At 67.4% G+C, this 24,114-nt stretch carries 22 protein-coding genes; 15 read left to right on the plus strand and 7 right to left on the minus strand.

Going from position 1 to position 24,114, the window contains the following annotated elements; genetic code table 11:
- Positions 1-142 precede the first annotated feature (142 nt).
- Positions 143-1,174 (minus strand): LLM class flavin-dependent oxidoreductase, encoded by a 1,032-nt coding sequence (locus ACFWHR_RS00480; protein WP_382446307.1) that lies wholly within the window; start codon positions 1,172-1,174, stop codon positions 143-145.
- Positions 1,175-1,386: 212 nt separating this feature from the next.
- Here ACFWHR_RS00480 and ACFWHR_RS00485 point away from each other — a divergent pair, with 212 nt between their 5' ends.
- From ACFWHR_RS00485 to ACFWHR_RS00535, 11 genes are all read left to right on the plus strand, one after another.
- A complete protein-coding gene (locus ACFWHR_RS00485) occupies positions 1,387-2,001 on the plus strand; it encodes a Pr6Pr family membrane protein (protein WP_382446308.1) in 615 nt (204 codons plus the stop codon).
- A 134-nt stretch (positions 2,002-2,135) separates the two neighbouring features.
- A complete protein-coding gene (locus ACFWHR_RS00490) occupies positions 2,136-2,348 on the plus strand; it encodes a heavy-metal-associated domain-containing protein (protein WP_382446309.1) in 213 nt (70 codons plus the stop codon).
- A gap of 2 nt (positions 2,349-2,350) precedes the next feature.
- Positions 2,351-4,645, plus strand: a complete 2,295-nt coding sequence (locus ACFWHR_RS00495) for a heavy metal translocating P-type ATPase (protein WP_382446310.1) — start codon at positions 2,351-2,353, stop codon at positions 4,643-4,645.
- Positions 4,646-4,737: 92 nt separating this feature from the next.
- Positions 4,738-5,574: a tryptophan synthase subunit alpha gene (locus ACFWHR_RS00500; protein WP_382446311.1), complete on the plus strand. Its 837-nt coding sequence runs from the start codon at positions 4,738-4,740 to the stop codon at positions 5,572-5,574.
- Positions 5,571-6,413 carry a GntR family transcriptional regulator gene (locus ACFWHR_RS00505; RefSeq protein WP_382446312.1) on the plus strand — a complete coding sequence of 281 codons (843 nt, stop codon included), beginning with the start codon at positions 5,571-5,573 and terminating at the stop codon, positions 6,411-6,413. Before ACFWHR_RS00500 ends, ACFWHR_RS00505 begins: the two co-directional genes overlap by 4 nt.
- Before the next feature lie 22 nt (positions 6,414-6,435).
- On the plus strand, positions 6,436-7,938 hold the full coding sequence (locus tag ACFWHR_RS00510; RefSeq protein ID WP_382446313.1) for a sugar ABC transporter ATP-binding protein: 1,503 nt from the start codon (positions 6,436-6,438) through the stop codon (positions 7,936-7,938).
- Positions 7,935-8,918 carry an ABC transporter permease gene (locus ACFWHR_RS00515; RefSeq protein ID WP_382446314.1) on the plus strand — a complete coding sequence of 328 codons (984 nt, stop codon included), beginning with the start codon at positions 7,935-7,937 and terminating at the stop codon, positions 8,916-8,918. Before ACFWHR_RS00510 ends, ACFWHR_RS00515 begins: the two co-directional genes overlap by 4 nt.
- Position 8,919: 1 nt before the next feature.
- The gene (locus tag ACFWHR_RS00520) at positions 8,920-10,410 is read left to right on the plus strand and encodes an FGGY family carbohydrate kinase (RefSeq protein WP_382446315.1); all 1,491 of its coding nucleotides are present in this window, start codon (positions 8,920-8,922) and stop codon (positions 10,408-10,410) included.
- A gap of 98 nt (positions 10,411-10,508) precedes the next feature.
- Positions 10,509-11,450, plus strand: coding sequence for a sugar ABC transporter substrate-binding protein (locus tag ACFWHR_RS00525; protein ID WP_382446316.1), 942 nt, complete (start codon positions 10,509-10,511; stop codon positions 11,448-11,450).
- A gap of 173 nt (positions 11,451-11,623) precedes the next feature.
- The gene (locus ACFWHR_RS00530; protein ID WP_382446317.1) at positions 11,624-12,805 is read left to right on the plus strand and encodes a MarP family serine protease; all 1,182 of its coding nucleotides are present in this window, start codon (positions 11,624-11,626) and stop codon (positions 12,803-12,805) included.
- Between the two features lie 161 nt (positions 12,806-12,966).
- Positions 12,967-13,980, plus strand: a complete 1,014-nt coding sequence (locus ACFWHR_RS00535) for a putative FMN-dependent luciferase-like monooxygenase (protein ID WP_382446318.1) — start codon at positions 12,967-12,969, stop codon at positions 13,978-13,980.
- Between the two features lie 63 nt (positions 13,981-14,043).
- Here ACFWHR_RS00535 and ACFWHR_RS00540 read toward each other — a convergent pair whose 3' ends face one another.
- Both ACFWHR_RS00540 and ACFWHR_RS00545 read right to left on the minus strand, forming a co-directional pair.
- Entirely contained in the window at positions 14,044-14,661 is a 618-nt protein-coding gene (locus tag ACFWHR_RS00540; protein WP_382446319.1) for a TetR family transcriptional regulator, read from the minus strand.
- 225 nt (positions 14,662-14,886) lie between these two features.
- Entirely contained in the window at positions 14,887-15,348 is a 462-nt protein-coding gene (locus ACFWHR_RS00545; protein ID WP_382446320.1) for a MarR family winged helix-turn-helix transcriptional regulator, read from the minus strand.
- A 113-nt stretch (positions 15,349-15,461) separates the two neighbouring features.
- On the opposite strand from ACFWHR_RS00545, the gene ACFWHR_RS00550 reads away from it, so the two are divergent.
- Together ACFWHR_RS00550 and ACFWHR_RS00555 are read left to right on the plus strand one after the other, a co-directional pair.
- Positions 15,462-16,682, plus strand: a complete 1,221-nt coding sequence (locus tag ACFWHR_RS00550; protein WP_382446321.1) for an MFS transporter — start codon at positions 15,462-15,464, stop codon at positions 16,680-16,682.
- A gap of 42 nt (positions 16,683-16,724) precedes the next feature.
- Positions 16,725-17,552, plus strand: a complete 828-nt coding sequence (locus tag ACFWHR_RS00555; RefSeq protein WP_382446322.1) for an aldo/keto reductase — start codon at positions 16,725-16,727, stop codon at positions 17,550-17,552.
- 228 nt (positions 17,553-17,780) lie between these two features.
- Here ACFWHR_RS00555 and ACFWHR_RS00560 read toward each other — a convergent pair whose 3' ends face one another.
- The gene (locus ACFWHR_RS00560) at positions 17,781-18,164 is read right to left on the minus strand and encodes a DUF1801 domain-containing protein (RefSeq protein ID WP_382446323.1); all 384 of its coding nucleotides are present in this window, start codon (positions 18,162-18,164) and stop codon (positions 17,781-17,783) included.
- Between the two features lie 67 nt (positions 18,165-18,231).
- Between ACFWHR_RS00560 and ACFWHR_RS00565 the strand changes: the two genes are divergently transcribed.
- Both ACFWHR_RS00565 and ACFWHR_RS00570 read left to right on the plus strand, forming a co-directional pair.
- The gene (locus ACFWHR_RS00565) at positions 18,232-18,672 is read left to right on the plus strand and encodes a MarR family winged helix-turn-helix transcriptional regulator (protein ID WP_382446324.1); all 441 of its coding nucleotides are present in this window, start codon (positions 18,232-18,234) and stop codon (positions 18,670-18,672) included.
- Between the two features lie 179 nt (positions 18,673-18,851).
- Positions 18,852-20,402 carry an MATE family efflux transporter gene (locus ACFWHR_RS00570; protein ID WP_382446325.1) on the plus strand — a complete coding sequence of 517 codons (1,551 nt, stop codon included), beginning with the start codon at positions 18,852-18,854 and terminating at the stop codon, positions 20,400-20,402.
- A 212-nt stretch (positions 20,403-20,614) separates the two neighbouring features.
- Here ACFWHR_RS00570 and ACFWHR_RS00575 read toward each other — a convergent pair whose 3' ends face one another.
- The 3 genes from ACFWHR_RS00575 to ACFWHR_RS00585 are packed head-to-tail and all read right to left on the minus strand — an operon-like array spanning position 20,615 to position 24,038.
- On the minus strand, positions 20,615-21,934 hold the full coding sequence (locus ACFWHR_RS00575; RefSeq protein WP_382446326.1) for a P1 family peptidase: 1,320 nt from the start codon (positions 21,932-21,934) through the stop codon (positions 20,615-20,617).
- The gene (locus tag ACFWHR_RS00580) at positions 21,931-22,560 is read right to left on the minus strand and encodes a TetR/AcrR family transcriptional regulator (protein ID WP_382446327.1); all 630 of its coding nucleotides are present in this window, start codon (positions 22,558-22,560) and stop codon (positions 21,931-21,933) included. Before ACFWHR_RS00580 ends, ACFWHR_RS00575 begins: the two co-directional genes overlap by 4 nt.
- Positions 22,560-24,038 (minus strand): APC family permease, encoded by a 1,479-nt coding sequence (locus ACFWHR_RS00585; RefSeq protein ID WP_382446328.1) that lies wholly within the window; start codon positions 24,036-24,038, stop codon positions 22,560-22,562. Before ACFWHR_RS00585 ends, ACFWHR_RS00580 begins: the two co-directional genes overlap by 1 nt.
- Positions 24,039-24,114: the final 76 nt, after the last annotated feature.

Genomic DNA, 24,114 nt, shown 5'->3' on the forward strand with positions numbered 1-24,114 from the left:
ACCCACCGCCACCCCGCCCCACACCCCCTCCCCCCCCCCACACCCCCCCCCCCCCCGGGGGCGCTTTTATGTTGAAACGACCTACTTGCGACCCACCCCCCCCCCCCCCCCCCCCGGGGGGGTGGAGGGGGAGAGACAGAGGCTAGGGGGTTCTTGGGGTCCAGCCCAGGGCGGGGCCTATACGGGTCGCGAGTTGGTGGAGGATCTGCTTCCAGTCAGCGAGCTCGAACTCGAACGGCAACTCAAACAGGTAGTCGTCGGCCGCCTGGAACGCTGCGTCGCCCTCGATGAAGGCGACGATCTCGTCGAGCGATCCGAGCACGTCGCGCGCGATGATCGTGTTCTTGCCGTGCACCTGCGTGGTGCGCGGGGTGCGCGCCTCGGCGTAGGCCCGGTACTTCGCGGCCTGCTCGTCGCTCGCGCCATCGGTCGGCACGATGACCCTGGCGACCGAAACCCGCGCCGCGTCGCCGCGTGGACTCGCGGCCCGAAACGTGTCGATCTGCGCGCGCTGCGCCGTCGAGAAGTCGGTGATGCCGTTCTCGGACGAGCTGATATTGCTCACCAGCCAGTTCAGGTCGGCCTCGCCCGCCCAGGCCGCTGAGCGAAGCGATCCCCCGCCGTACCAGAGGCGATCCGCCAGCCCCGCGCTGAACGGTTCGACCCGCGACGAGTCGATGTCGCCTCCGATGCCGGCGTATTCGCCGACCTCGCGCACCCGGTCTCCCGCCAGGAACGACCGCAGGCGCTCGATGCGACCGTATCCGTAGTCTTCCTCACGCCAACCCACGTCGTGCACGAGGTCATTTACGGCGTCGTCGCCGTATCCGGGCGGATGCACGCTCAGCCCCGCGTGCACACGACCGCCCGACAATACATCGGCGGTCGCAAGGTCTTCCGCGAGGCGGAACGGGTTCTCATGCCCGACCGGAATCACGGCCGTCCCCAGCGCGATCCGCTCGGTCGCCTGCGCGAGCGCCCCGAAGAGCACGGCGGGCGACGGCAAGCCGCGCTGCAGGTGACGGGTGCGCACCCAGCCGCCGTCGAGCCCCAGCTCCTCTGCGTAGCGAAACAGCTCGATCGCGTCACGAAAGCCCGCGGCTGGCGCATCCGCATCGAAGGGTACGAGGTGAATAAACCCCAGGTGGCGGATCGGGCGGCTGGCGACTGTCATGTGTGGCTCCTTCGGGGCGGCGCGACGTACGCGCCCACTTCACGCTCAGCCTAGGAACCCTCGCCCGCGCGAGCAACGACTCCCGCCGAGAGTGTCAGAGTGTGTCGGGCGGCCCGCCCGCAACCTCGCAGCGGGCGGCGCGGCAGCACCACCCGCACCAGCACCACCCGCTCCCGCAGCGCACCGCCAGGCCGCACTGCGAGAATGCCGACATGCTTTCGCCGACAACTATCGCTTGGACACGCATCGTCGTCGCCACCGCGGTATTGCTCACCCTTGCCAACAATTACCTGCTGGGCACCGCGGGCTTCAACCCGTTCGACTTCTTCGGGTACTTCACGAATCTCACCAGCCTGCTATCGAGCGCACTCCTCGTCACGATCGGGTTGGCGACGCTGCGGCGCGGCGGCGCCGACCTGGGCTCGAGAGTGCCGCTGGCCTACGTGCGCGCGGTCGCGGTCAGCTGCATGCTGATCGTCGGGGTGATTTACACCGTGCTCGTGCCCGGTACCGGTGCAGCGCCCCCCTGGGCGAGCGCGATCTTGCACGTCGTGTTTCCGGCGTACATGCTGCTCGACTGGATCTGCGTCGGCGATCGCCCGCCACTCGCGTGGCGGCGCGTCTGGCTCGTGCTGCCGTACCCGATCGTGTGGCTCGTCGTGGTGCTCGCACGCGGCGCGACAGATGGCTGGGTGCCCTACGGATTCTTGTTGCCGGAGCGCGGGGCCGCCGCCCTCCTCGCGACCGTCGCTGGGTTGCTCGGCGCGCTGGCAGTGAGCGGCGCGATCGTGTGGGGGCTCAGCAGGCGGCCGGTGAGACACACCTGAAAGTACTCGAGCGTCCAAAAGCCCCCAAAAGCCCCCAAAAGCCCCCAAAAATCACCCCTTGCGATATACCCCCCCTGGGTATATATTTGCCGTAGCGGCAACCGCCGTTGACCCACCGCACAAGGAGCATGTTCATGACCACCACTGAGTTCACCGTCACCGGAATGACCTGCGAGCACTGCGAGCGCGCGGTGAAGTCCGAGGTCGGCGAGATCGACGGGGTCACCGCCGTTTCGGTGAGCGCCGCAACCGGCCATCTCGCCGTCACCACCAACGCCGGCCCGGTTGACACTGACGAGGTACTCGCCGCCGTCGACGAGGCCGGCTATAGCGCAGAGGCGGTGTAGTCATGGCGATACCGAGCAGTACCGACGCGAGTTCGTATGAGCTTCAGATCGGCGGCATGACGTGCGCCTCGTGCGCCATGCGCATCGAGAAGAAGCTGAACAAGCTCGAAGGCGTCGAGGCGAGCGTCAACTACGCAACCGAAAAGGCGCGGGTGTCGGCACCGGCCGGGTTTGATCCAGCGCTGTTGATTGCCGAGGTCGAAAAGACCGGGTATTCCGCCGCCCTGCCGCAGCCACCCGCCCCCGCGCGCGGCGCTGCAGCTGGCGAAGCTGGCCGCACTCGAGGCAGCGACGACGGCGAAAGCGGTGACGACCGCGAGCTCACCTCGCTGCGTCAGCGACTCATCGGCTCGATCGTGCTGTCGGTGCCCGTGATTTTGCTCGCCATGATCCCGGCGCTGCAGTTCACATACTGGCAGTGGGCGTCGCTCGCCCTCGCTTCGCCAGTGATCGTGTGGGCGGCATGGCCGTTCCACCGCGCGGCGTGGAAAAATCTGCGCCACGGCGCCGCCACCATGGACACCCTGGTCTCCGTCGGCACCTCGGCGGCGTATCTGTGGTCGCTCTACGCGCTGTTCTTCGGCATGGCCGGCACTCCAGGCATGACGCACCCGTTCGAACTCACCATCACCCCGAGCGACGGCGCTGGCAACATCTACCTCGAGGTCGCCGCCGGCGTCACGATGTTCCTGCTCGCGGGCCGATACTTCGAGAAGCGCTCGAAGCGGCAAGCGGGCGCGGCACTGCGCGCGCTGCTTGAGCTGGGCGCGAAAGAGGTCGCGGTGCTCAGAGGCGGCGAAGAGGTCAGGATCGGGATCGACGAACTCAGCGTCGGCGACGAGTTCATCGTTCGCCCCGGTGAGAAGATCGCGGCCGACGGCGTCATCGTCTCGGGCCACTCGGCCATTGACGCGTCCATGCTCACGGGTGAGTCGGTGCCGGTTGAGGCCGGCCCCGGTGATGCCGTGACCGGGGCAACCGTGAACGCGAGCGGACGACTCGTCGTGCGCGCAACGCGCGTCGGGTCTGACACGCAACTCGCGCAGATGGCACGGCTCGTTGAAGACGCACAGTCGGGCAAGGCCGACGTGCAACGCCTCGCCGACAAGGTTTCGGGCATCTTCGTGCCGATCGTGATCGTGATTGCGCTGGCGACCCTCGCCGCGTGGCTCATCGCGGGTTTCCCCGCGGCGAGCGCGTTTACCGCAGCGGTCGCCGTGCTGATCATCGCGTGCCCGTGTGCACTGGGACTCGCTACGCCCACGGCACTGCTCGTCGGCACGGGCCGCGGGGCTCAGCTCGGAATCCTGATCAAGGGGCCAGAGGTACTCGAATCGACGAAGCGCGTTGACACGGTGGTGCTCGACAAGACGGGCACCGTCACGACGGGGCGCATGACGCTCGTCGACGCGATCGTCGCTGACGGCACCGATCGCGAGACGCTGCTGCGCCTCGCCGGAGCACTCGAAGACGCCTCTGAGCACCCGATCGCGCAGGCGATTGCGGCGGGTGCGACCGCGCAGTTGCAGGCGCGATTGCCCGAGATCGAGAGCTTCGCGAACACCGAGGGACTCGGGGTGTCCGGTGTCGTCGAGGGGCACGCCGTGCTCGTCGGTCGACAGGCGCTCATGGATGACTGGTCGATTCCGGCGGTGCCCGCTCTGCTCGACGCGAAGTCCGCTGCGGAGTCCACTGGCAAGACCGCCGTGCTCGTCGCGTGGGACGGCGAGCTGCGGGGCGTACTCGTCGTCGCCGATACGGTGAAGCCGACGAGCGCCGAGGCGATCCGCCAACTGCGCGATCTCGGTCTCAAGCCCGTGCTGCTGACCGGCGACCATCGCACGGTCGCCGAGCGCATCGCGGCAGAGGTTGGCATCGACGAGGTGATCGCAGAGGTGCTGCCACGCGACAAGGCCGACGTGATCGCGCGCCTGCAGCGCGAGGGCCGCGTCGTCGCGATGGTCGGGGACGGCGTGAACGACGCCGCGGCGCTGGCACAGGCCGATCTCGGCCTCGCAATGGGCACGGGCACAGACGCGGCGATCGAGGCCTCCGACATCACGCTAGTGCGCGGCGACCTCCGCAGCGTAGGAGACGCGATCCGGCTGTCGCGGCGTACGCTCGGCACGATCAAGGGCAACCTGTTCTGGGCGTTTGCGTACAACGTCGCGGCGATTCCGCTTGCCGCGCTTGGCCTGCTGAACCCGATGCTCGCCGGGGCCGCGATGGCGTTCTCAAGCGTATTCGTGGTCGGCAACAGCCTGCGGCTGCGCTCGTTTGCGAGCCGCGCGATGTAAGAAGTGCTTGCACGCCGTTCTCCCCCGACGTATAGTGATCTAGTCTTCTAGAAGACAGCCGCACGATACGCCAGTTCAAGGGAGAACACGCAATGACGACGCGACTGAAGCGCAGGCTCGAGCAACTCGCCGCCGAGCGGCGGGGCATGCTCATGGGGTTTCTCCCGGCCGGCTTCCCAGAACCCCAGGCGTTCACCGCTGCGGCTCGCGCCGCCTTTAACGCGGGGCTCGACGCGCTCGAAGTGAGCATGCCGGGCCCCGCTCCCGCGCTCGATGGCCCACTGATTCAGGCCGCTGCCGACCGGGCCTCCCAGCATCTCGCAGGCATCCCCGACGCCCTGCGGCTGGCCGCCGCGAGCCGCGCCAATGCTGACGACACCATCGTCGCCCTCGCCTACGCCTCGACGTTTGACGGCATCACGCCCGACGCATTCTTCGATGAGCTCGTGGCCGCCGACATCGACGCCTACCTGCTGCCGCAGCACTCGATGGCCGAACAGCTCGAACTCGCCGAGCGCGCAGCACAGCGTGGGCTTGAGGCGGTCATCTTTCTCTACCTGCAAGAGGACCTCGCGCAACTGGCAGCGAGCCCGATCGAGTGCCCCGTCATCTACCTGCAGTCGGCAGCGCTACGCACCGGTGGCACCTTTAACCCTGAGAAGGCCTCCGAGCGGCTCGGTGAACTCGCCGAGGCATTCGGCGATCGGCCCTACTTCGTCTGCGTGGGCTTCGGGGTGCGCGGCCCCGATGAGGTCGAGCTCCTGATGGAGGTCGGCGCGAACGGTGCGATCATCGGCACGCGCCTCGTCACCGCGGCCGAGGAGGGCCCCGACTCCGTCACGGCGCTGGTCGACGCGGTCGCACCGGCGCTCGTTGGGCGCAGCCGCGGGCTCGCGGGAGCCGGTCAACGCGAGGCACCGGTCGCATGACCGCCGCCGCCAGCTGGAGCCCCCAGCGCATCTCGTTCAGCCGCAACGACGGCCTGCCGAAGTACGTCGCCATCGCGCGCGCCATCGCGTCGGCGATCACCGAGGAGCAACTCGGCGCCGGCGACACCCTCCCCGCACAGAAGGAACTCGCCGAGAGCTTCGGTGTCACCCTAATGACCGTGCGGCAGGCCATTCAATCGCTGACTGAGCAGGGCCTGCTGAGTTCGGAGCAGGGCAAGGGCACCTACGTGAACAGCCGCCCGTTCCGCTTGCCGCTCGGCAGACTCGCGAGCCTGGCATCGCAGGTCGAGGCGACCGGGCGCACGCTGCGCACGGAAGTGCTCGGGTTTGCGCCGATCCTCGTCTCCCCCATTGAACAGCAGCGGATGTCGCTCGACACCCTCGAAGCTTACGAACTCGTGCGTCTGCGCTTCGTCGACGGTGACCCGTTCATTCTGCAGACCTCCGTGATCCCGGTCGATCTGGCCGCCGCAATCGACCCAGCCGCGCTCGCCACGGAGTCGCTCTACGACCTGCTGCACGCGACCTCTGGCGTCGTTGTCGAACGCGCGAGTGAGACCGTGCAGGCCACGAGCCTCGACGAAGAATCGGCTCAGTTGCTCGGTCGCCGAGTGGCCGAACCTGCGCTGCTGTCATCGCGCCTCACGTTCAGCGGCAGCGGCCGAGCCGTCGTCGACGATCGCGCCCTCACGGCAGGCGATAGCGTTGTGGTGTCTGCCGATCGCGAAGCCGGAGAAACCGGGCTGTCCCTGCTGCTCTCGAGCGATGCGCCGTCGTTGACAGACAGTTCGCAGCCGTTCATGCGCGGCGGCCGCTGAGAAACGGGATAAGGAGACGACAGTGACGTTCAATCCTTCGGGCCCCGCCCTCGCGACCGACGCCGTCAGCAAGGACTACGGCCCAGTGCGCGTGGTGTCTGACATCACGCTCGAGTTTCACGCCGGGAGCATCCACGCGCTGCTCGGCGAGAACGGCGCGGGCAAGTCCACGCTCATCAATGTGCTCTCTGGCGCCATCACGCCGAGTGCTGGCCGGGTGCTCGTCGCGGGCGAACCGCAGCAGCTGCGCTCGGTGCGCGATGGCCAGGCGCTCGGCATCGTCGCGCTCCCCCAGGAGCTCACGCTGGTGCCGTCGCTGGCCGCGGCCGAAAACATCTTCCTGGGCATGCGTCGCGCGGGATCGCGTGCCCTCGTGCACCGTCGCACGCTCGACCGCGATGCCGCGTTCCAGCTGGAACGGCTGGGCCAGCGCATTCCGCTCGACACCCCGGTCGGCGAGCTCTCGGCCGTGCAGCAGACGATGATCGCCCTGGCACGCGCCCTCGCCCGTGACGCTCGCGTGCTCATACTCGACGAGCCAACGGCCGCCCTCACCGACACGGAGACGGAACAGCTGTTCACCGTGCTGCGCGCGCTGCGCGACGAGGGCACGGCGATTGTGTACGTCTCCCACCGCCTCGAAGAGGTGTTCGCTCTGGCCGACACGGCCACCGTGATGCGCAACGGCCAGCACGTCTGGACGAAACCCATCATCGACACCGATACGGGTGACGTCGTCTCCGCGATGATCGGCCGCGACCACGGCCAGGTGTACCCGCAGCGCGCGGCCGACGCGGGCGAGCCCGTGCTCGAGGTCGAGGCACTCAGTGGCTACACGCTGACCGATGTGAGCCTGACGGCACGCAGCGGGCGCGTGCTCGGTATCGCGGGTCTCGCGGGATCCGGCCGCAGCGAACTGCTCAAACTCGTGGCCGGTGCTCAGCGGGTGCGATCCGGCAGCGTGCGCATCTCCGGGCAAGACGTGACCCGCTCGGGTGTCGGGCGCAGTATGCAGGCCGGCATCGCGCTCGTGCCGGAGGAGCGACGCGGGCAGGGCCTCGTGATGTCCGACACGATCCAGTCGAACATCGCGCTCGCGAACCTCCGGGCGCTCAGCAGCCTGGGCGTGATGAGCGCCGCGCGTGAGCGCGCGACCGCCGAACGATGGGCGGGCGAACTCCAACTGAAAGCGACTTCGGTGCGGCAACCCGTCGCAGAACTCTCCGGCGGCAATCAACAGAAGGTCGTGCTGGCGAAGACGCTTGAGCGCGGCCCGCGCGTGCTGCTGCTTGATGAACCAACGCGCGGCATCGACATCGGCACGAAGGCCGAGATTTACCAGCTGATTCGGCGCCTGGCCGAATCAGGTGTCGCCGTCGTGGTCGTCTCGAGCGAGATCCCCGAGCTGCTCGGCATCGCCGACGAAATCGCCGTGCTGCACGAGGGCCACCTCACCGGCGTTGTGTCGGCGGCCGACTCCACCGAAGAATCCATTCTCCATCTCTGCTACAGGAAGCCCGAATGATGTCAACGACTCCGCAGGCCGTAGTGACCAGCGCCAAGCGACGGGCAGCGTTGCCCGCACGCCTCGCCTCCTTCGGCACCCTCATCGGCCTCATCGGCCTCATCGTGCTCTTCGCCGTGCTCAAGCCGCAGGCGTTTCTCACGCCCGTGAACTTCGTCAACATTCTCGAGCAGCTCGCCGTACTCGCGATGATCGCTTCGGTGCAGACCGTGGTGATGGTGGTCGGCGATTTTGACCTGTCGGTGGGATCGCTCGCGAGCCTCACCGGTGTGATCACCGCGCAGCTGCTCATCAGCGGCATGCACCCGGCGCTCGCGATCTTGCTCGGCCTGCTCGTCGGCATCGCGGCCGGCGCGGTCAACGGCCTGCTCGTGGCGTACCTGGGCTTGTCGGCGTTCATTGCCACGCTCGCCACCATGACCGGGTTCGCGGGCCTCGCACTGCTGCTCGCAAACGGCACCACCGTGTTCGGCCTGCCTGACGCGTTCGTGTGGCTCGGCCAGGGCCGCCTCGGCCCGATCCCGATCCCCGTCATCTTCGCCGTCGTGCTCGCGCTCGTCGTGTGGTTCGTGCTGTCGAAGACGGTCATCGGCCGAAACTGGTACGCGGTGGGTGGCAACGCCGAAGCGGCCCGACTGTCGGGTGTGAAGACGCGATTCGTGCGGTTCTCGGCCTTCCTCGTCTCGGGATTCGGCTCCGCGCTCGCCGGCATCGTACTGATCGCCCGCCTCGCATCGGCCCACCCATCTGCCGCCGACCCGTTCATGCTGTCGTCGATCGCCGCGGTGTTTCTCGGCATCACGCTCTCGCGGGCGGGCCAGCCGACCATCGGCGGCACCGCGGTCGGTCTCGGCATTGTCGGTGTGCTGAGCAACGGGCTCAATCTATTGCAGGTCAACAGCTACGTGCAGCAGATTCTGACCGGCGCGATCATCGTGCTCGCCGTGAGCCTGAGTCGCCTGAGCAAGAAGCGGCGCTGACATGACCGTGATCGCCGCCTTCGATTTCGGCACGTCGAGCGTCAAGCTCGCCGTGGCAACCGCCGACGGCGGTGTGCTCGCTCGGGCGCAGGCCGAATATGCCACGGTGACGGGCCCAGCGGGCGAGGCCGAACAGCGGGCAGATGACTGGTGGGACGCCGCCGCGGCAGCGCTCGCCGAGACCGGGCTCGCCGGGAGCGTTACGGCGATCGGTCTCACGGGACAAATGCAAGATCTCGTCGCCGTCGCAGGCGACCACGCCCTGCGACCGGTGCTGCTCTACTCCGACACGCGCGCGGCGGCGCAGCACGAGCGGCTCGTCGCCGATCTCCCCGATTGGGAGCGACGGACCGGCAACCAGCAGGACGTCACCAACGTCGCCGCGAAGATCGCCTGGCTGCGCGACCGCGAACCCGCCATTCTTGAGCAAGCAGAGCAGCTACTCTTCGGCGCGCCCGGCTACGTTGCCTGGCGGGCGACCGGCGCGGCCGCCTGCGACGTGCTCACGGCGTCGACCACCGGGTTGCTGGGCGTCGCCGAGCGCGCCTGGCTGAACGATGTCGCGAACGCCGCGGGCGCGCGGATCGCGCAGCTGCCGCGCCTGGTCGGCGTCACGCCAGGCGACACCGTTATCGGCCTCGTGACCGCGGCCACCGCGGCCGTGCTCGGCGTGCCCGCCGGAATCCCCGTCGTGCACGCGATGGGCGACGCGGGATCGACGACCGACGGTCTCGTCGGGTCGGCGCCGGGCGACGCGTACCTGTACCTCGGAACGACCGGGTGGCTCGCGGCGGTGACGCCTGCCGGTGCCGATTCACTGGCAGCGGCCGCGGTCTCTCCCATCCACTCTCTCGTTTTGCCCGGCTGGGACGCGCGGCTGCGCATCGGCGCCGTGCAATCGGCGGGGGCGGCCGCTGACTGGTCGCGGCGCACGTTCTTCCCGGGTCACGATTTCGCGGCCATCGAGACGAGGATCGCGGAGCGGCTGGCCGATCCGGCATCGTTTGCCGCTCGTCCACTCTGCCTGCCCGGCATCTCGGGGGAACGCACGCCGGTGCGCGACGCCGACTTCAGAGGCGCATTCGTCGGCGTCACCGAGGCGACCCGCCCCGAAGACCTGCACCTCGCGGTGCTCACGGGAGTGGCCCTGGCGCTGCGGCACGCGGCGGACGAGCTCGGCATTCGACAGCCCCGCATCCCGCTCGTGGGCGGCGCCGCGACGAGTTCGGCGTGGCGGCAGATTCTCGCCGACGTGTTCGACGCAACAATTGTGACGAGGACGACCCACGATCCGGGAACGCACTCGGCCGTGCGCGCCGTGACAGCCGCCCTCGGATTACCCACCCCCGAGCCGCAGTTCGCGCCGAGCGACGCCGATGTATTGTCACGGCCCGCACCCGACCGCGAGCGATTCGAGCCGCTCATTGCCACGCATCGTCGCCTGTACGACGCGCTCACGCCCACGTTTCACGGGCTCGCCCGGGCGCGTTGATCCGGTTTCGGTTTCGATTTCGCGTTATTCCCCGCTTTTCCGATCGCTTCAACTCGCACTCACACCCCCACTCATTCACCCGCACGAAAGGCAACACCATGAAGTTGACCAGGACTATCGCGGCACTCGGCCTCGCCGCCGCCGCGACCCTCGCCCTGAGCTCCTGCTCCGCCTCCGGATCCGGCGACGCTGCCGACAGCTCCGGTTCGGGCGACGGGCTCACCATCGCAGTCGTCACCCCGTACCTCGGTAACGCGACCACCAAAGAGGTGATCGACCTCTTCCAGAAGGAGGGCAAGGACCGCGGCTGGAACGTCAGCGTCGAAGACACCGCTGGTGACATGAACAAGCTCAACAGCGCGTTCCAGAACGCGGCAGCCCAGCAGCCCGACGCCATCGTGCTCGGCATGGGCGACCCGACGCAGATCTCGCTCGGCCTGAAGGCCGCCGCTGACGCCGACATTCCGGTCTTCGCGATCGACGCAGCGACCGATGACGCAATCGCGGCGAACGTGACGAGCGACAACGCCGACCTCGGCGAACAGAGCGCGAACGCGCTCATCGACGCGATCGGCGGATCAGGATCCATCGTCATGCTCACCCACGATCCGCACCCGGGCGTGCGCGCCCGCGCTGAGGGGGCGCGCACGACCTTCGAGAAGGCCGGCATCAAGATTCTCGAGGAGAAGCACGTCAACGTTCCCGGCCCCGTTGACGATGCGCGCAAGTCAGTGCAGGATCTGATCTCGGCCGAGGGCGACAAAATCGACGGCATCTGGGGCGGCTGGGACGAGCCAGCGCTCGGCGCGACGCAAGCGCTCGACGCGGCCAAGGTCACCGACATTCCGGTCGTCGGCGTCGACGGCCAGGACTTCGCGATCGCCGAGATCGACAAGGGCGGTCCGTTCGTCGCCACGATCAAGCAGGACTGGCCCGCGATCGCGACCAAGGTCGCCGATCTCATTCAAGACAACGCCGACGGCACCGCGCCCGATCAGAATCAGTACGAGCTACCGGGCACGCTGTACACAAAGAAGTAACGACCCGCCGGGTGCGCGGTGCGGGACGGGCGGACGGCCCGCTCCTGCGCTGCGCTCCCGGCGCCGTGTGTGATCGGGCCGATTTCTGCGCTGCGCTCCCAGGCCGATTCAGTACAGTTCCCAAAACGCGGCGGGCACCCGGCCCGCGCGCATTCGGGAATTGAGGCCGGGTCTTGCAGATCGCCGACATCATCATTGTGGTCGTGCTCGCCGTGGCCACCATCCTCGGCATTCGAGCCGGACTCTTCTCGTCGCTCGGCACTCTCGCGGGGCTCGTGGTCGGCGCGGCCGTCGCGCCGTGGCTGCTGCCGATCATCGCACGCCAAATCCCGGAGAACGGCTGGCGCAGCGCGGCGGTAATCGCCTCAGCTGTCGTGCTGCTCGCGCTCGGCGCGTGGCTCGGGTCGCTCGTCGGATCCCTGTTTCGGCGCGGCGCAGACCGCCTCAAGCTGCGCGTGTTCGAGCGACTGCTCGGCGGCGTACTCGGACTCGTCGCCTCGGCGACCGCGGTCGCCCTGATCGGTGCTGCAGTCGCGTCATCGGGCGTACCCGCCGTGTCGTCGGCCGCCGCATCGTCGTCGGTGCTGCGCACGCTGCAGCAGTGGACCCCGAAGCCGCTCACCGAGGCGGCTGCGCGGCTGCACGCTGCGGTGCTCGGCGACACCGTGATCCCGACGGTTGATGCACTGCTCGACTCCGATCTGAGCACCGAAACGTCGCCAACGGCCATCGACACCGATGACCCCGCGCTTGCGGCGGCCGCGGGTTCCGTCGCGCGGGTGTCTGGCGTCGCGTACGGCTGCGGAACCATGCCGACCGGCACCGGGTTCGTTGTCGCCGAGGATCGCGTCGTGACGAACGCCCACGTCGTTGCCGGCATCGAATCGCCGCTCGTGGAGCTGCCAGGCGAGCCCGCGCGCGACGGCACGGTTGTGTACTTTGACCCGGTCGATGACCTCGCGGTGATCGCGGTCGACGTCGACGCGGCGCCGCTGCCCATCGACGACTCACTCGTGCCGGGCAGCAGCGGCGCGGTGCAGGGCTTCCCGTACGGCGGGCCGTTCACAACCGTCTCCGCCGGCGTGCTCGCAACCCGCGACGCCCCGATCTCAGACATTTACGGCACCGCAACGTCGCCGCGCTCCATTCACGTGCTGTCCGCCAACGTGCGCCCGGGCAACTCGGGCGGACCACTGCTGACGCCCGCGGGCGGTGTGGCCGGCGTCGTGTTCGCGCGAGACACCGAGCACGCGAACGTCGGCTACGCGATGACGGTCGCTGAGCTGCTGCCGGTGCTCGCCACGCTCGACACGGCAACGTCGCCCGTAGCAACGGGCGACTGCCTCCCGGGCTAGCGCGGCGCCCACGTTTTCCGCTGAGCACGAGGGTTGCCGCCGACCACGAGGGTTTATTACGCGAAAATGCGCTCGATCTCGGCGGCAACCCTCGTGTTCGGCGAAGATTGGAGGCGGCGCGCGCTGCCGCCAACGCCGCACCGCAATCACAGGGGGACCACTTGACCGGAGCTCGGCTCGGACTCTTCACCCGTCTGCTCGAACCCGTCTCGGCGGCGGAGCGGTATCGGTTCGCGCTTGAGCAAATAAGCGCGGCAGAGACGCACGGCTTCGCGTCAGCGTGGGTCGCGCAGCACCACTTCGGTGAGCACGAGGGCGGCCTCCCCTCCCCTTTCGTGCTGCTCGCTGCGGCCGCCCGCGACACGAGCCGAATTGCGCTCGGCACAGCCGTGGTCACGCTCCCAATCGATGATCCCGTGCGGGTCGCCGAAGACGCAGCGGTCCTCGACGCGATCAGCGACGGGCGCGTGCAGCTCGGCATCGCCTCGGGAGGCACCCCATCGTCGTTTGCGCCGTTCGGCCACGATTTCGAGCAGCGCCGCGCAATCTTCGAGGAGCACTTCACAGTGTTGCTCGAGGCCCTTGGCGGCGCGGGCATCCGCGGTACGAGCGCGCGCATGTATCCCACGGGCGGCGACCTCGGGCAACGCATCTGGCAGGGCACCTTCTCGGCCGAGGGCGCGGCGCGGGCCGGGGCTCGCGGTGATGGTCTGATGCTCTCGCGCACGCAGCCGCGCCCTGAGGCACAGCGCGATGCTCCGCTGCACGCTCTCCAATTGCCGATCGTCGAGGCGCATCGCGCCGCGCTACCCGAGGGTAGACCCGAGCGCGTACTCGCTTCGCGCACGATCCTCGTCGTCGATGCTGACCAGCGTGACCACGCGCTGCAGCTCGCCGATGCCGGGCTCCGTCGGCTCGCAGCTCAAATGCACGGTGCCGACGCAGATTCGCTGTCCATTGAGGATCTCGTGCGCATTACAGATACGCACGTCGGCACCCCCGACGAGGTGGTCGCGTCGCTGCGCGCAGACGAAACACTCGCCCACGCGACCGATATCACCGCCCAGGTGCACTCGATTGCCGCAACGCACGAGTTGACGCTGCGCTCAATCGAACTGCTCGCCACCGAGGTGGCCCCGCGACTCGGGTGGCAGGTCGAAACGCACGAGGAATAGTAGCGACCGAGCGCCGCAGCGGCTCAGCTACTCAGCGGCTCAGCTACTTAGCTACTTAGCGGCTCAGCTCTCCGGGCGCAGCAGCATCCGAACGAAGGGCAACGAGCGCTCCATGCGGGCGGGCAACGACGTCCAGCGATCCGCCATTCCCGACATCATCTGCCCGCCGACGTACAGCGCGGTAATGATCTCCGCAAGCAACTCGGGTGTTTCGGTCGAAGTAATGGAACCGTCGCGAACGCCCTGTTCAACGAGCATCTGCGTGCGTTCTTGCCATCGCACGTATGAGTCGTGGCCCCGATCCCGAAGTTCCTCGGGAAGCGAATCCACCAGCTGCAGCCCGGCCTGCACCAGCGGGTCAGTCGCCATGAGGGTCGCGAGCTTCACGAGCATGTGCAGGATCGTGTCGTAGCCCGTACGGCCAAGCGATAGCTCCGCCTCGAGGGTCGTGGCCATGCGCTCCTGCTGAACGTTAAGCACGGCCTCGGCGATGTCGTACTTGTTGCCGAAGTGGAAGTAAATCGATCCCTGGCTGGCATTCGCCTCGTCCGAGATGTCTTTCAGCTTCGCCTGGTCGTAAGTGAGCCTCGAGAAGACTCGGCCCGACGCCTCGAGCAACGCCATGCGTGTCTCGATGCCGCGCTGCTGCTTCGTGCCAGCGCCGTCGACGTGTGGTGCCATGGGTATCTCCTTGAAACGTATTGCCCCGACACTGCGCTGTCGGTCAATCCAACGATATCCCGCCCCCCTCGAGAATAGGCGGTATCGGCCCTGAGCGTCGAAAAACTGTTCAAAACAGGCAGAATTTAGGCGTAAATTGGACACAAATGAGCCAAACCGGACCCATTTAGGCCATTATTAGGCCGGTTCTCCAAACAATTTCACAATCGATTGCGTAACCCAGCTTCACACACCGCCCGGGCTGAGCGCACCCTGCGACTGCAATGCGTGCACCACCGGCGCGAGCTCGGGCTGTTCGGCGGCACCTGCCAACGCTCGCTCAAGTGTTTCGTCGTGCAATGGATGCGCTCGCTCATATAACTCGCGACCAGCAGCGGTGAGCTCCGTGTAGATGCCGCGCCGATCGTCGGCACAGAGTACACGAGTGAGCAGGCCGCGATCTTCGAGCCGCGTCACCAGCCGCGTGGTCGCGCTGGGGCTGAGGGCGGTGGCCCGCGCGAGTTGCTGCATGCGCATATGCCAGCCGTCTTGCCGACTCAGTGCATCAAGCACGGTGTACTCAACGACCGAGAGCTGCACCGATGCGGCGAGCGCGCGCTCGAGCTCCGCCTCGATGAGGGTATGCAAGGCCGCGAGGGTGCGCCATCCGCGAGCACGAATCTCAACGGCGTCGTCTGCAATGCCCATGGCCACTCCCGAAACTAGTTGCTTGCGCTGGTTACTTGCGTGTGCAATTATTATCTGCATCGACGCAATAACCCGCGTCTGCAATTACTTTACCAGGAAATCAGGATCACCTCATGCCTTTGGGACTCATCGCACTCGCCCTCGGAGCATTCGGCATCGGCCTCACCGAATTCGTCATCATGGGCCTGCTCCCCGAGGTCGCCACAGACCTCGGGGTCACCGAGGCCGCCGCTGGCTGGCTCATCTCGGGTTACGCACTCGCCGTGGTCGTCGGCGCACTCGGGTTGACCGCGGCCACCACCCGACTGCCGCGCAAACCCGTGTTGCTCGGCCTCATCGTGCTGTTCATCATCGGCAATGTCGTCACCGCCCTCGCGACCGGGTACGAACTCGCCATGCTCGGCCGCGTGATTGCGGCCCTCAGCCACGGCGCATTCTTCGGTATCGGCGCGGTCGTCGCGGCCAGCCTCGTCGCCCCGGGCAAGCAGGGCAGCGCGATCGCGATTATGTTTACTGGGCTGACCGCCGCGAACGTGTTCGGGGTGCCATTCGGCACGTTCTTGGGCCAGCAGTTCGGTTGGCGGGCAACATTCTGGGTCATCTCGGTCATCGGCGTCGTTGCCTTCGCCGGCATTGCCACGCTTGTCCGCGCACCGCGCGCAACCGGTCCGGTCGTGAGCCTGCGCAGCGAGATGGGCGCTTTCCGCTCAGGTCAAGTGTGGCTGTCGCTCGCGGTCACCGCGCTCGGCTACGGAGGGCTGTTCGGCGCCTTCACGTACATCGCCTACGCACTCACCGACGTCACTGGATTTGCCAGCACCTCGGTGCCGTGGCTGCTCGTGCTCTTCGGCATCGGGCTGGTCATCGGCAACTGGGCGGGCGGCCGCCTCGCCGACCGCTCGATCGACGGCACGCTCATCGGCTTCATCGCGGCGCTCACGATCGTGCTCGCCCTCTTCGGCATCTTCGCCTCGTCTCAGCCCGTCACCATTGTGATTCTCATCGCTATGGGCGGCTTCGGGTTCGGCACCGTGCCGGGCCTCCAGAGCCGCATCATGCGGTACGCGGGCGGCGCCCCGACGCTCGCCTCAGGCGCCAACATCGGCGCGTTCAACGTCGGCAACGCGCTCGGCGCGTGGGCCGGCGGGGTGGGCATCACCATGGGTCTCGGCTACACCTCCCCGATTTGGATCGGCGCGTCACTCACCGCTGTCGCTCTCGTCGTGATGGTATTCGCAGCGGGGGCGGCGCGGGCGAACCGATCCGCGACTCCCTCGAGGCCCACCTGCGCCGTTGATGCAACTGCAGCCGCACCCCATAATCTCGCGGTCTGACCGCGCAACCGACCACCAAGCCCCCGACCAGAGGAGTCTCACATGACCACCAACCCCCAGATCACACTGAATAGCGGCGTCACTATGCCGCAGCTCGGCTTCGGCGTCTTCCAGGTGCCAGACGACGAGACGACGGCCGCGGTTACCGCCGCGCTCGAGACCGGGTATCGCAGCATCGACACCGCAGCCATCTACGGCAACGAGGTCGGTGTCGGCCGCGCTCTCGCCGAGTCGGGCATCGCGCGCGATGAGCTCTTCATCACGTCGAAGGTCTGGATCGCCGACCACGGCTACGACCAGGCCCTCGCCGCCTACGACGCCACGCTTGAGCGACTCGGACTCGAGTACCTCGACCTCTACCTCATTCACTGGCCCGCCCCCGAGCTCGGCACGTTCCCCGACACCTGGCGCGCGCTCGAGCGCCTCGCCGCCGACGGTCGCGTGCGGGCTATCGGCGTCTCGAACTTCGAGCCAGAACACCTCGATCGCATCATTAGCGAGCACGGCATCGTGCCCGCGGTAAACCAGGTCGAACTGCATCCGGCCATGCAAAACCGTGCCGTCGTGGCAGCAAACACAGCGCGCGGGATCGCGACAGAGGCCTGGAGCCCGCTCGCTCAGGGCGCCGTACTCAGCGAGCAGGCGATCGTCGACATCGCTGCCCGCCACGGAAAGACTCCCGCACAGGTCGTGCTCCGCTGGCATCTCCAGCAGGATCGCATCGTCATTCCCAAGTCGACGACGCCCGCGCGCATCGCCGAGAACTTCGACATCTTCGGCTTCACGCTCGACGCCGCGGAGCTCGCGGCAATCGACGGCCTTGAGCGCGACGGCCGCACGGGCCCGCACCCGGCCCAGTTCAACGGGTAGTTCGACGGGTAGTTCGACACGCACCCGTCTCACAGCGCCGAGCCCCTCTGTGGTCGCCGAGCCCCTCTGTGCTCACCGAGCCCCTCTGTGCTCACCGAGCCCCTCTGTGGTTGCCCAACCCCTCCGCGTTCGCCCAACCCCTCCGCGGCAAGCGCCATCGAGCGAGGGGTTCGGCAACTACGGAGGGGTTCGGGAGTGCGAGGGGGGCGGCGTGCAGTTGCACTCGCGCTAGAGGGCGGCCACCCAAGCGCGGATCACTTGCGCCAGCGCTTCTTGCTGCTGAGCAATCGCGTCGCGTGACGTCCAGGTGATTACCGCGCGGTTGTGCCCCGCCCAACGAAACACATCGCCGACGGGTGCAATCTCAGTCTGGGGCAGCTCAGGGCGCAGCGCAGCGCCCGTGTGCAGAATCAGTTGCAGTTGTGCCGGCCGACGCATATTAAACGTTGCAAAGTCACAGCCCTGCCACGTGAAATTGGGCGCCTTCCACTTGATTGATTGCTCGGCCGCGGGCGCTGCACGCAGAATAGTTTCGCGAACAGCCTGAGCGCCAGACACGAACGCGTGATCCTGCGCTGCGAGCCAGACGTCGACTTCTTCAGCTGCGGTCATAACCACAATGATGCACGACAATGCGTTCACGTTGACAGTTCGAGATCTAACAGTTAGAGTTCTGACAATGAACGATCGACCGAACTTTGATACGCCGCTGCAACTCATGCGGTGGATCGGCTGGGCGCAACGCAAAGGCGCCGAAGAGTGGGTTCGCGAGCGCGATTTGTCGCAGGAGCAGAGCTTCGTGCTCGGCTACCTGCTCCGTCAACCGGGTGCAATTCAACGCGATATCGCCGAGGTCACCCGCACCAGCGCCGCGAGCGTGTCGAGCCTGTTGCAGGGGCTCGAACGGCGTGGCCTCGTTGAGCGGCGGGCCGACGCCGGCAACGCCCGAACCAAACGTGTCTACGCGACCCCAGAGGGTATCGCCCTCATTTCCGGATTCGAGGAAGCGATGTACGCCCTCGACGACTCCCTACTCGCATCACTTTCTGACGACGAGCGCGCAACCCTGCACGCGCTTCTGAGAAAAATCACGGCGGACCTCCCCGAACCGATCAGGTAGCCTCGGCCGCCTCCGCAGCTCGGCTCCTGAGTAGCTCCCCGCGTTGCCGCTTGACGCGGCGCCGCTGATCGAACGACCCATTTTCGCGAACCCCTTTTCCGCGTCTCTTCGGCGACCCCGCCGACCGGACTTTTTGTCGCGCCCAAAATTGGGCCGCGGCCCGCCAGAACGGAGCACTCATGCGCACCAAAGCATCCACGAACGTCGCGGACTCGCCCGCAGCCGACTCACCAACCGCCGACTCCACCACCACCGCCAAAACAACCGCGACCATCACGGCAAACACCACCACCGACACCAACACCAACACGGCCGACACCAACACCGACACCGCCGCGGCAAAAAACCGCTGGTTCCTCTCTTCCGCCCCGATCTTCAGCGCGCTCGTGCACCTGTGCGTGCCGATGGCTGCCGCGATGGTGGTGAGCGCCGTCTACAACGTCATCAACTCGGCGTTCATCGGGTCACAGCACGACACGTCGCTCCTCGCAGCGATCACTTTCGGCACACCGCTACTCGGTCTGATCATGGCCGTCGGCGGCGTATTCGGGGTCGGCGGCAGTTCGCTGATCTCACGCACGCTCGGCGCCGCCGAACACGATCCAGCGCGTGCAGCTGACATCAAACGCATCGCCTCGTTCGCCCTCTGGGGCGCGATCGCGGTCGGCGCGGTGCTTGCAGTGCTCGGGCTGATCCTGCTCGATCCCCTGGTCGCGTTGCTCGGCGCCGACGCCGCGGCCGTTTCGGCGACGAGCGCGTATGTCGGGGTGATGCTCGCGTTCGTGCCGGTGCTCGCTGCCGCATTCACGCTCGAACAGATCGTGCGATCCGAGGGCGCCGCGCGCCAGGCGATGATCGGCCTGATGCTCTCCGTCGCCGGAAACCTCGTGTTCGACGTACTGTTCATCCTCGTGCTGCACTGGGGAGTTGCCGGCGCAGCCCTCGCCATCGGTCTCGGAAACGCAATCAGCATCGCATACTGGCTCGTGTGGCTGCAGCGCAACAGCGAACACGTCAGCTTCGCGCCGCGCTGGTTCACGCTGCGCCCCGAGATTATGAAGCAGGTGTTCGGTATTGGCGCGGGCGAGCTGTTGCAGGCCGGCTTCATCATCGTCACGACGCTCGTGCTCAACAACCTCGCGAGCGCTTACGGCGACAACGCTCTGGCAGCCATGGGTGTCGCGGTGCGCATCGCTCAGGTCCCGGAATTCCTCGTCATGGGCGTGACCATCGGCGTGCTGCCGCTGCTCGCCTACGCTTTCGGAAAGGGGGACGCCGCACGCCTCAACGCGGCGCTTCGCGGTGCGGCAATCGCCGTCGGCGCGATCGTACTGGTCTTCTCGGGAACTGTGTTTATCTTCCGCGAGCAGGTGTTCGGGGTGTTCTCCGCCGATCACTCGGTGCTCGCCATTGGCGTGGTGATCCTGACGGCACAGCTTGTCGCGACGATTGTGAACGGGTTCACCGGCCTCATCGTCTCGCTCTTCCAGGCGACCGGCCTCGTCGCCCCCGCGATGGGCATGTCACTCGCGCAGGGTGTGCTGTTCATCCCGATTGTGATCCTCGGAAACCTGTGGTTCGGCCTCGCCGGCATCGTCTGGGCGCTCACCGGCACCGAGGTGCTCGTGTTCCTCGCTGGGATCACGCTGTGGCTCGCGAGCAGGCGCCGGATCGCGCGCGGCCTGGGTGCAGCCACCTCTCAACAGGCGCTCGAACCCCTCGCTTCCTAGCGTCGCGGGATCCCGCGCTGCCCCGCGCGCATCGCCGAGCCCCGCGCGCATCGCCAAGCCCCTCGCACATCGCCGAGCCCCTTGCGCGTCGCCGAACCCCTCCCAGAAATGCGCCGTCTCGGGAGGGGCTCGGCGTTTTGGGAGGGGCTCGGCCGGGCCAGCGGGCGCTCACCGCGGCAGCGCCGGCAGGGGGCGCCGAGCCGGGCGGGCGGTTAGGCGCCCGGCGCGGTGAACGCCTGGCGCACCTCGGCGTGCGGGAGCGCGTAGCTGGCGTGGCCGTCACGGCCGACCATGTCCTCTGCAGCTACGAGGGCGTTGATCACCGCCTCTTCTGTCGCCTCTACGACGGCGGCGTACAGGGCGTCGATCGCTCCCCAGCTGACGTGCTCGAGCGATTCAACGGTGCCCGCTGGTACGCCCATCCGCGAGGCGAGGCCGCCCGCGTTAGCCGTCGAGAATGCCAGAAAGATGTCGCCGGAGAAGTGGCTGCCCGTCGTTCCTGTCCGCGCAAGACCGAGCGGGACGCGGCGGGCGAGGGCGCGGCACTGGTCCGGGAGCAACGGCGCATCTGTCGCCACCACAACGATCACGCTGCCGGCCCCCGGCACGGCGGGGCCCCCGGCACCACCGGCACCACCGGCACCACCGGCACCACCGGCACGACCGGCACCACCGGCAGCCGCACTGCCGCCACCGGCAGCCGCACCGCCACCAGCACCAGCACCAGCACGCCCAGCCTCCGCGACCTCACGCTCGAACCAATCGCTCGTCTCCATGGGGCGGGGAGCCGCCGAATCGCGGCCCAGCGGGCGGCCGAACACGCGCAGTTCGCTGCGCGATCCGAAATTCGCTTGCAGCAGCACCCCTACCGTCCAAAATTGCTCACCCGCGCGCACCCGCCGCGAGGCAGTGCCGGTGCCGCCCTTGAACCCGTAGCAATTCATGCCGGTGCCGCCACCGACGTTGCCCTCGGCAATGGGACCGGGGGCTGCGGCGTCGAGCGCGGCGCGCGCGTGCTCAGGCAGCACCGAGTCGGCATTGATTGAGTTGAGATATCCGTCCCAGGTTTCGCCGACGACGGGCAGCATCCACTGGGCGGCGGTCGCTGGGCTGCGGTCGGCGAGCCACTGGTCGACGCCCCGGTGCACCGCCCCGACGGCGTGTGAATTCGTGATCGTGATCGGGGTCTGCAGCTGGCCCGACTCCTCGATCCAGCTGCGACCGGTCAGTTCACCATTGCCGTTCAGCACGGCAATGCCGGCGGCGCACGGCGATCCAGCGCGATCTGCCCCGCGAGGCAGAATCGCCGTCACCCCGGTGCGCACCGTCTCCGGCGCATCAGCGATCAGGGTCGTATAGCCGACTTCGAGGCCGGGCACGTCCGTGATGGCGTTCCACGGCCCGGGTTCGCCATCGAACGGCACTCCCAGATCACGGGCGCGCGGGCGCTGGGCGGCGGCGGCGGCGGCAGCGGCGCCGCTCACACCCTCACCAGCAGCACCCTCTCGGAATTCAGATTCAGCAGCGTTCACGTGAGTTCCTCGATCGTCGGTTCCGTTGGGGCTTCGATCAACCGGCACCCGAGCGCGATCTCGGCGAACTGCAGCGTATTGCGCAGGTAGCGGTCGCGCTGCCAGTTGTCGGGGTCGAGCAGGTACAGGTCGTACGCATCCTCAAGCGCGACGAGATTCGCGGCGATCGCGCTCACCTCCATGCGCGGCGTGAACGCACCGAGGGCAGACCCCACCTCGATCACGGTGGTGTACAGCGCGACCTGACGTTCGAGCAGCACCGTCATGTCGCGGCGAAAGCGCGCCTGATCTCGCACGACCGCGGATGCCTCGTAGACGACGCGCAGGTCATCGCTGATGTGCTCGGGAATGCCCGCCTCGATGGTCGCCCTGAGGCGTGACACCGGATCAGTGTGCGCCTCGGCGAGCGAGCGCCGGTTGTCAATGAACTCCTCGATCGCGCCGCGCACGGCTGCCTCGACGAGCTGATCGAAGCTCTCGAAGTGGTAGAGCACGCTGCCCGCGCTCACCTCGGCCCGTTCGGCGACAGCGCGCACGCTGACCCCCGAGAGGCCGCGCTCGCTGATGACACTGGCCGTTGCCTCGAGCAAATCGCGTCGGCGCTGTGCGCTCTTCGCTGCGGCCATCAGTCGGTCTCCGTTTCTTCAGCGGGAATCACGCGCACCGACTGCGTCAGCGCCGCGTACTTCTCCGGCGAACGCCGTTTCATCACCATAGCGACAACCACTCCGGCGAGAAACACGATCGGCACGCAGGCGAGCATGATCCCGTTCGCCGGCCCCGTGACGCCCGACACCAGATCGAAGTGGGTCGCGATGACGATAAAAGCGGTGAGCAAACCAATGGCGCCCAGGATCGGCGCGACGACGACCTGCCAGACGCCGTGCCCCCGGCGATCCTTCCAGAAGAACCCGACGACCGAGATCGCCGCGACGCCCTGCGAGAAGACCAGCCCGGCGACGCCGATCGCGTAGCTCCAGAGCCCAATTCCGAGGAACGGGTCAGCGCCCGAGACAATCGCCACCAGCATCGCCACGACGCTGATGGCGGTCAAGGTGAGGCTTGCGATGTACGGCGAGCGCATGCGCGGGTGCGTGCGTGCGAGCGGCGCAGGCAGCAGGCGCTCGCGGCCGAGCGAGAACAGGTAGCGCGAGCACGCGTTGTGAAACGCCAGCGTGCACGCGAAGAAGCTCGTCACAATGAGCACCTCCATCACCACACCGGCCCACGCGCCGAGAGCGTTCTGGCCCGCGATGAACGTCATCTCCTCAAAGTTCTCCGCCTGCGCGAGCTCGATGATCCCGTCGACGCCGAACGCCACCGTCAGCGACCAGAACGTGAACGCGTAGAACACCGCGAGAAAGGCGATCGCGACGTACGTCGCCCGCGGCACGGTGCGCTGCGGGCGCTTGGCCTCCTCGGCATAGATGACGGTGCCCTCGAAGCCGAGAAAGGCGCCGAATCCGAACACGAACAGCGCGCTTGCACCGGACGCGAAGAAGACGTTGCGCGGATCGAACGAGGCAGCCGTCGCCTCGCCGATGGTTGCGCCGTTCTGCACGATCACCGCGATCGCGATCACCAGCAGAATGGCGATCTCGGCAGTGAGCAGTACGGCGAGTACCTTCGCGCCGACGTCGATGCGGCGATACCCGAGAAACCCGATGACGAGGGCCGAGAGGACCGACCACACGCCCCAGTGCACATCGACCCCGAACAGGTGCGAGACGGTGATGTTCGCGAAGAAGCCGAGCAGCGCGTAGAAGCAGATGCACAGAAAGGCGTACGAGACGATCGTGATGAAGGCCACGCCGACTCCCGCGGGCTTGCCGAGGCCGGCTGCAGCGTAGGCGTAGAACGCACCCGTGTTGCGCACAAACCGAGACATCGCAGTGAATCCGATCGCGAACAGGATCAGCACGACGCCGCTCGCCAGCATCGCTCCCGGCGCGCCAATGCCGCCCACGAGAAACGCCAGCGGCGCTGAGCTCACCGCGACGGTCAGCGGTGCGGCTGCCGAGACCACGAAGAAGACGATGTCGAACGTGCCGAGTTTGCCTTTGGCGAGCGTGCCCGGTTCAGCCTGGTGTACGTCTGTTGCCACGAGAAACTCCCTTGTTTCGGTGCAGTGGACGACCGCGCAGTACGGCCTCTTATTTCTGAACGACTGTATCACTTTC

It is taken from the genome of Leucobacter sp. NPDC058333 (genome assembly GCF_042726155.1).
Lineage (GTDB): Bacteria > Actinomycetota > Actinomycetes > Actinomycetales > Microbacteriaceae > Leucobacter.

What these genes read in the sequence shown, in the direction of transcription:
- ACFWHR_RS00505 (WP_382446312.1), top strand. Translation starts at nt 5,571, where the DNA reads ATGACCGCCGCCGCCAGCTGGAGCCCCCAGCGCATCTCGTTCAGCCGC.
- ACFWHR_RS00485 (WP_382446308.1), top strand. Translation starts at nt 1,387, where the DNA reads ATGCTTTCGCCGACAACTATCGCTTGGACACGCATCGTCGTCGCCACC.
- ACFWHR_RS00565 (WP_382446324.1), top strand. Translation starts at nt 18,232, where the DNA reads ATGAACGATCGACCGAACTTTGATACGCCGCTGCAACTCATGCGGTGG.
- ACFWHR_RS00500 (WP_382446311.1), top strand. Translation starts at nt 4,738, where the DNA reads ATGACGACGCGACTGAAGCGCAGGCTCGAGCAACTCGCCGCCGAGCGG.
- ACFWHR_RS00540 (WP_382446319.1), bottom strand. Translation starts at nt 14,661, where the DNA reads ATGGCACCACACGTCGACGGCGCTGGCACGAAGCAGCAGCGCGGCATC.
- ACFWHR_RS00545 (WP_382446320.1), bottom strand. Translation starts at nt 15,348, where the DNA reads ATGGGCATTGCAGACGACGCCGTTGAGATTCGTGCTCGCGGATGGCGC.
- ACFWHR_RS00555 (WP_382446322.1), top strand. Translation starts at nt 16,725, where the DNA reads ATGACCACCAACCCCCAGATCACACTGAATAGCGGCGTCACTATGCCG.
- ACFWHR_RS00550 (WP_382446321.1), top strand. Translation starts at nt 15,462, where the DNA reads ATGCCTTTGGGACTCATCGCACTCGCCCTCGGAGCATTCGGCATCGGC.
- ACFWHR_RS00520 (WP_382446315.1), top strand. Translation starts at nt 8,920, where the DNA reads ATGACCGTGATCGCCGCCTTCGATTTCGGCACGTCGAGCGTCAAGCTC.
- ACFWHR_RS00495 (WP_382446310.1), top strand. Translation starts at nt 2,351, where the DNA reads ATGGCGATACCGAGCAGTACCGACGCGAGTTCGTATGAGCTTCAGATC.
- ACFWHR_RS00515 (WP_382446314.1), top strand. Translation starts at nt 7,935, where the DNA reads ATGATGTCAACGACTCCGCAGGCCGTAGTGACCAGCGCCAAGCGACGG.
- ACFWHR_RS00570 (WP_382446325.1), top strand. Translation starts at nt 18,852, where the DNA reads ATGCGCACCAAAGCATCCACGAACGTCGCGGACTCGCCCGCAGCCGAC.
- ACFWHR_RS00490 (WP_382446309.1), top strand. Translation starts at nt 2,136, where the DNA reads ATGACCACCACTGAGTTCACCGTCACCGGAATGACCTGCGAGCACTGC.
- ACFWHR_RS00580 (WP_382446327.1), bottom strand. Translation starts at nt 22,560, where the DNA reads ATGGCCGCAGCGAAGAGCGCACAGCGCCGACGCGATTTGCTCGAGGCA.
- ACFWHR_RS00525 (WP_382446316.1), top strand. Translation starts at nt 10,509, where the DNA reads ATGAAGTTGACCAGGACTATCGCGGCACTCGGCCTCGCCGCCGCCGCG.
- ACFWHR_RS00480 (WP_382446307.1), bottom strand. Translation starts at nt 1,174, where the DNA reads ATGACAGTCGCCAGCCGCCCGATCCGCCACCTGGGGTTTATTCACCTC.
- ACFWHR_RS00560 (WP_382446323.1), bottom strand. Translation starts at nt 18,164, where the DNA reads ATGACCGCAGCTGAAGAAGTCGACGTCTGGCTCGCAGCGCAGGATCAC.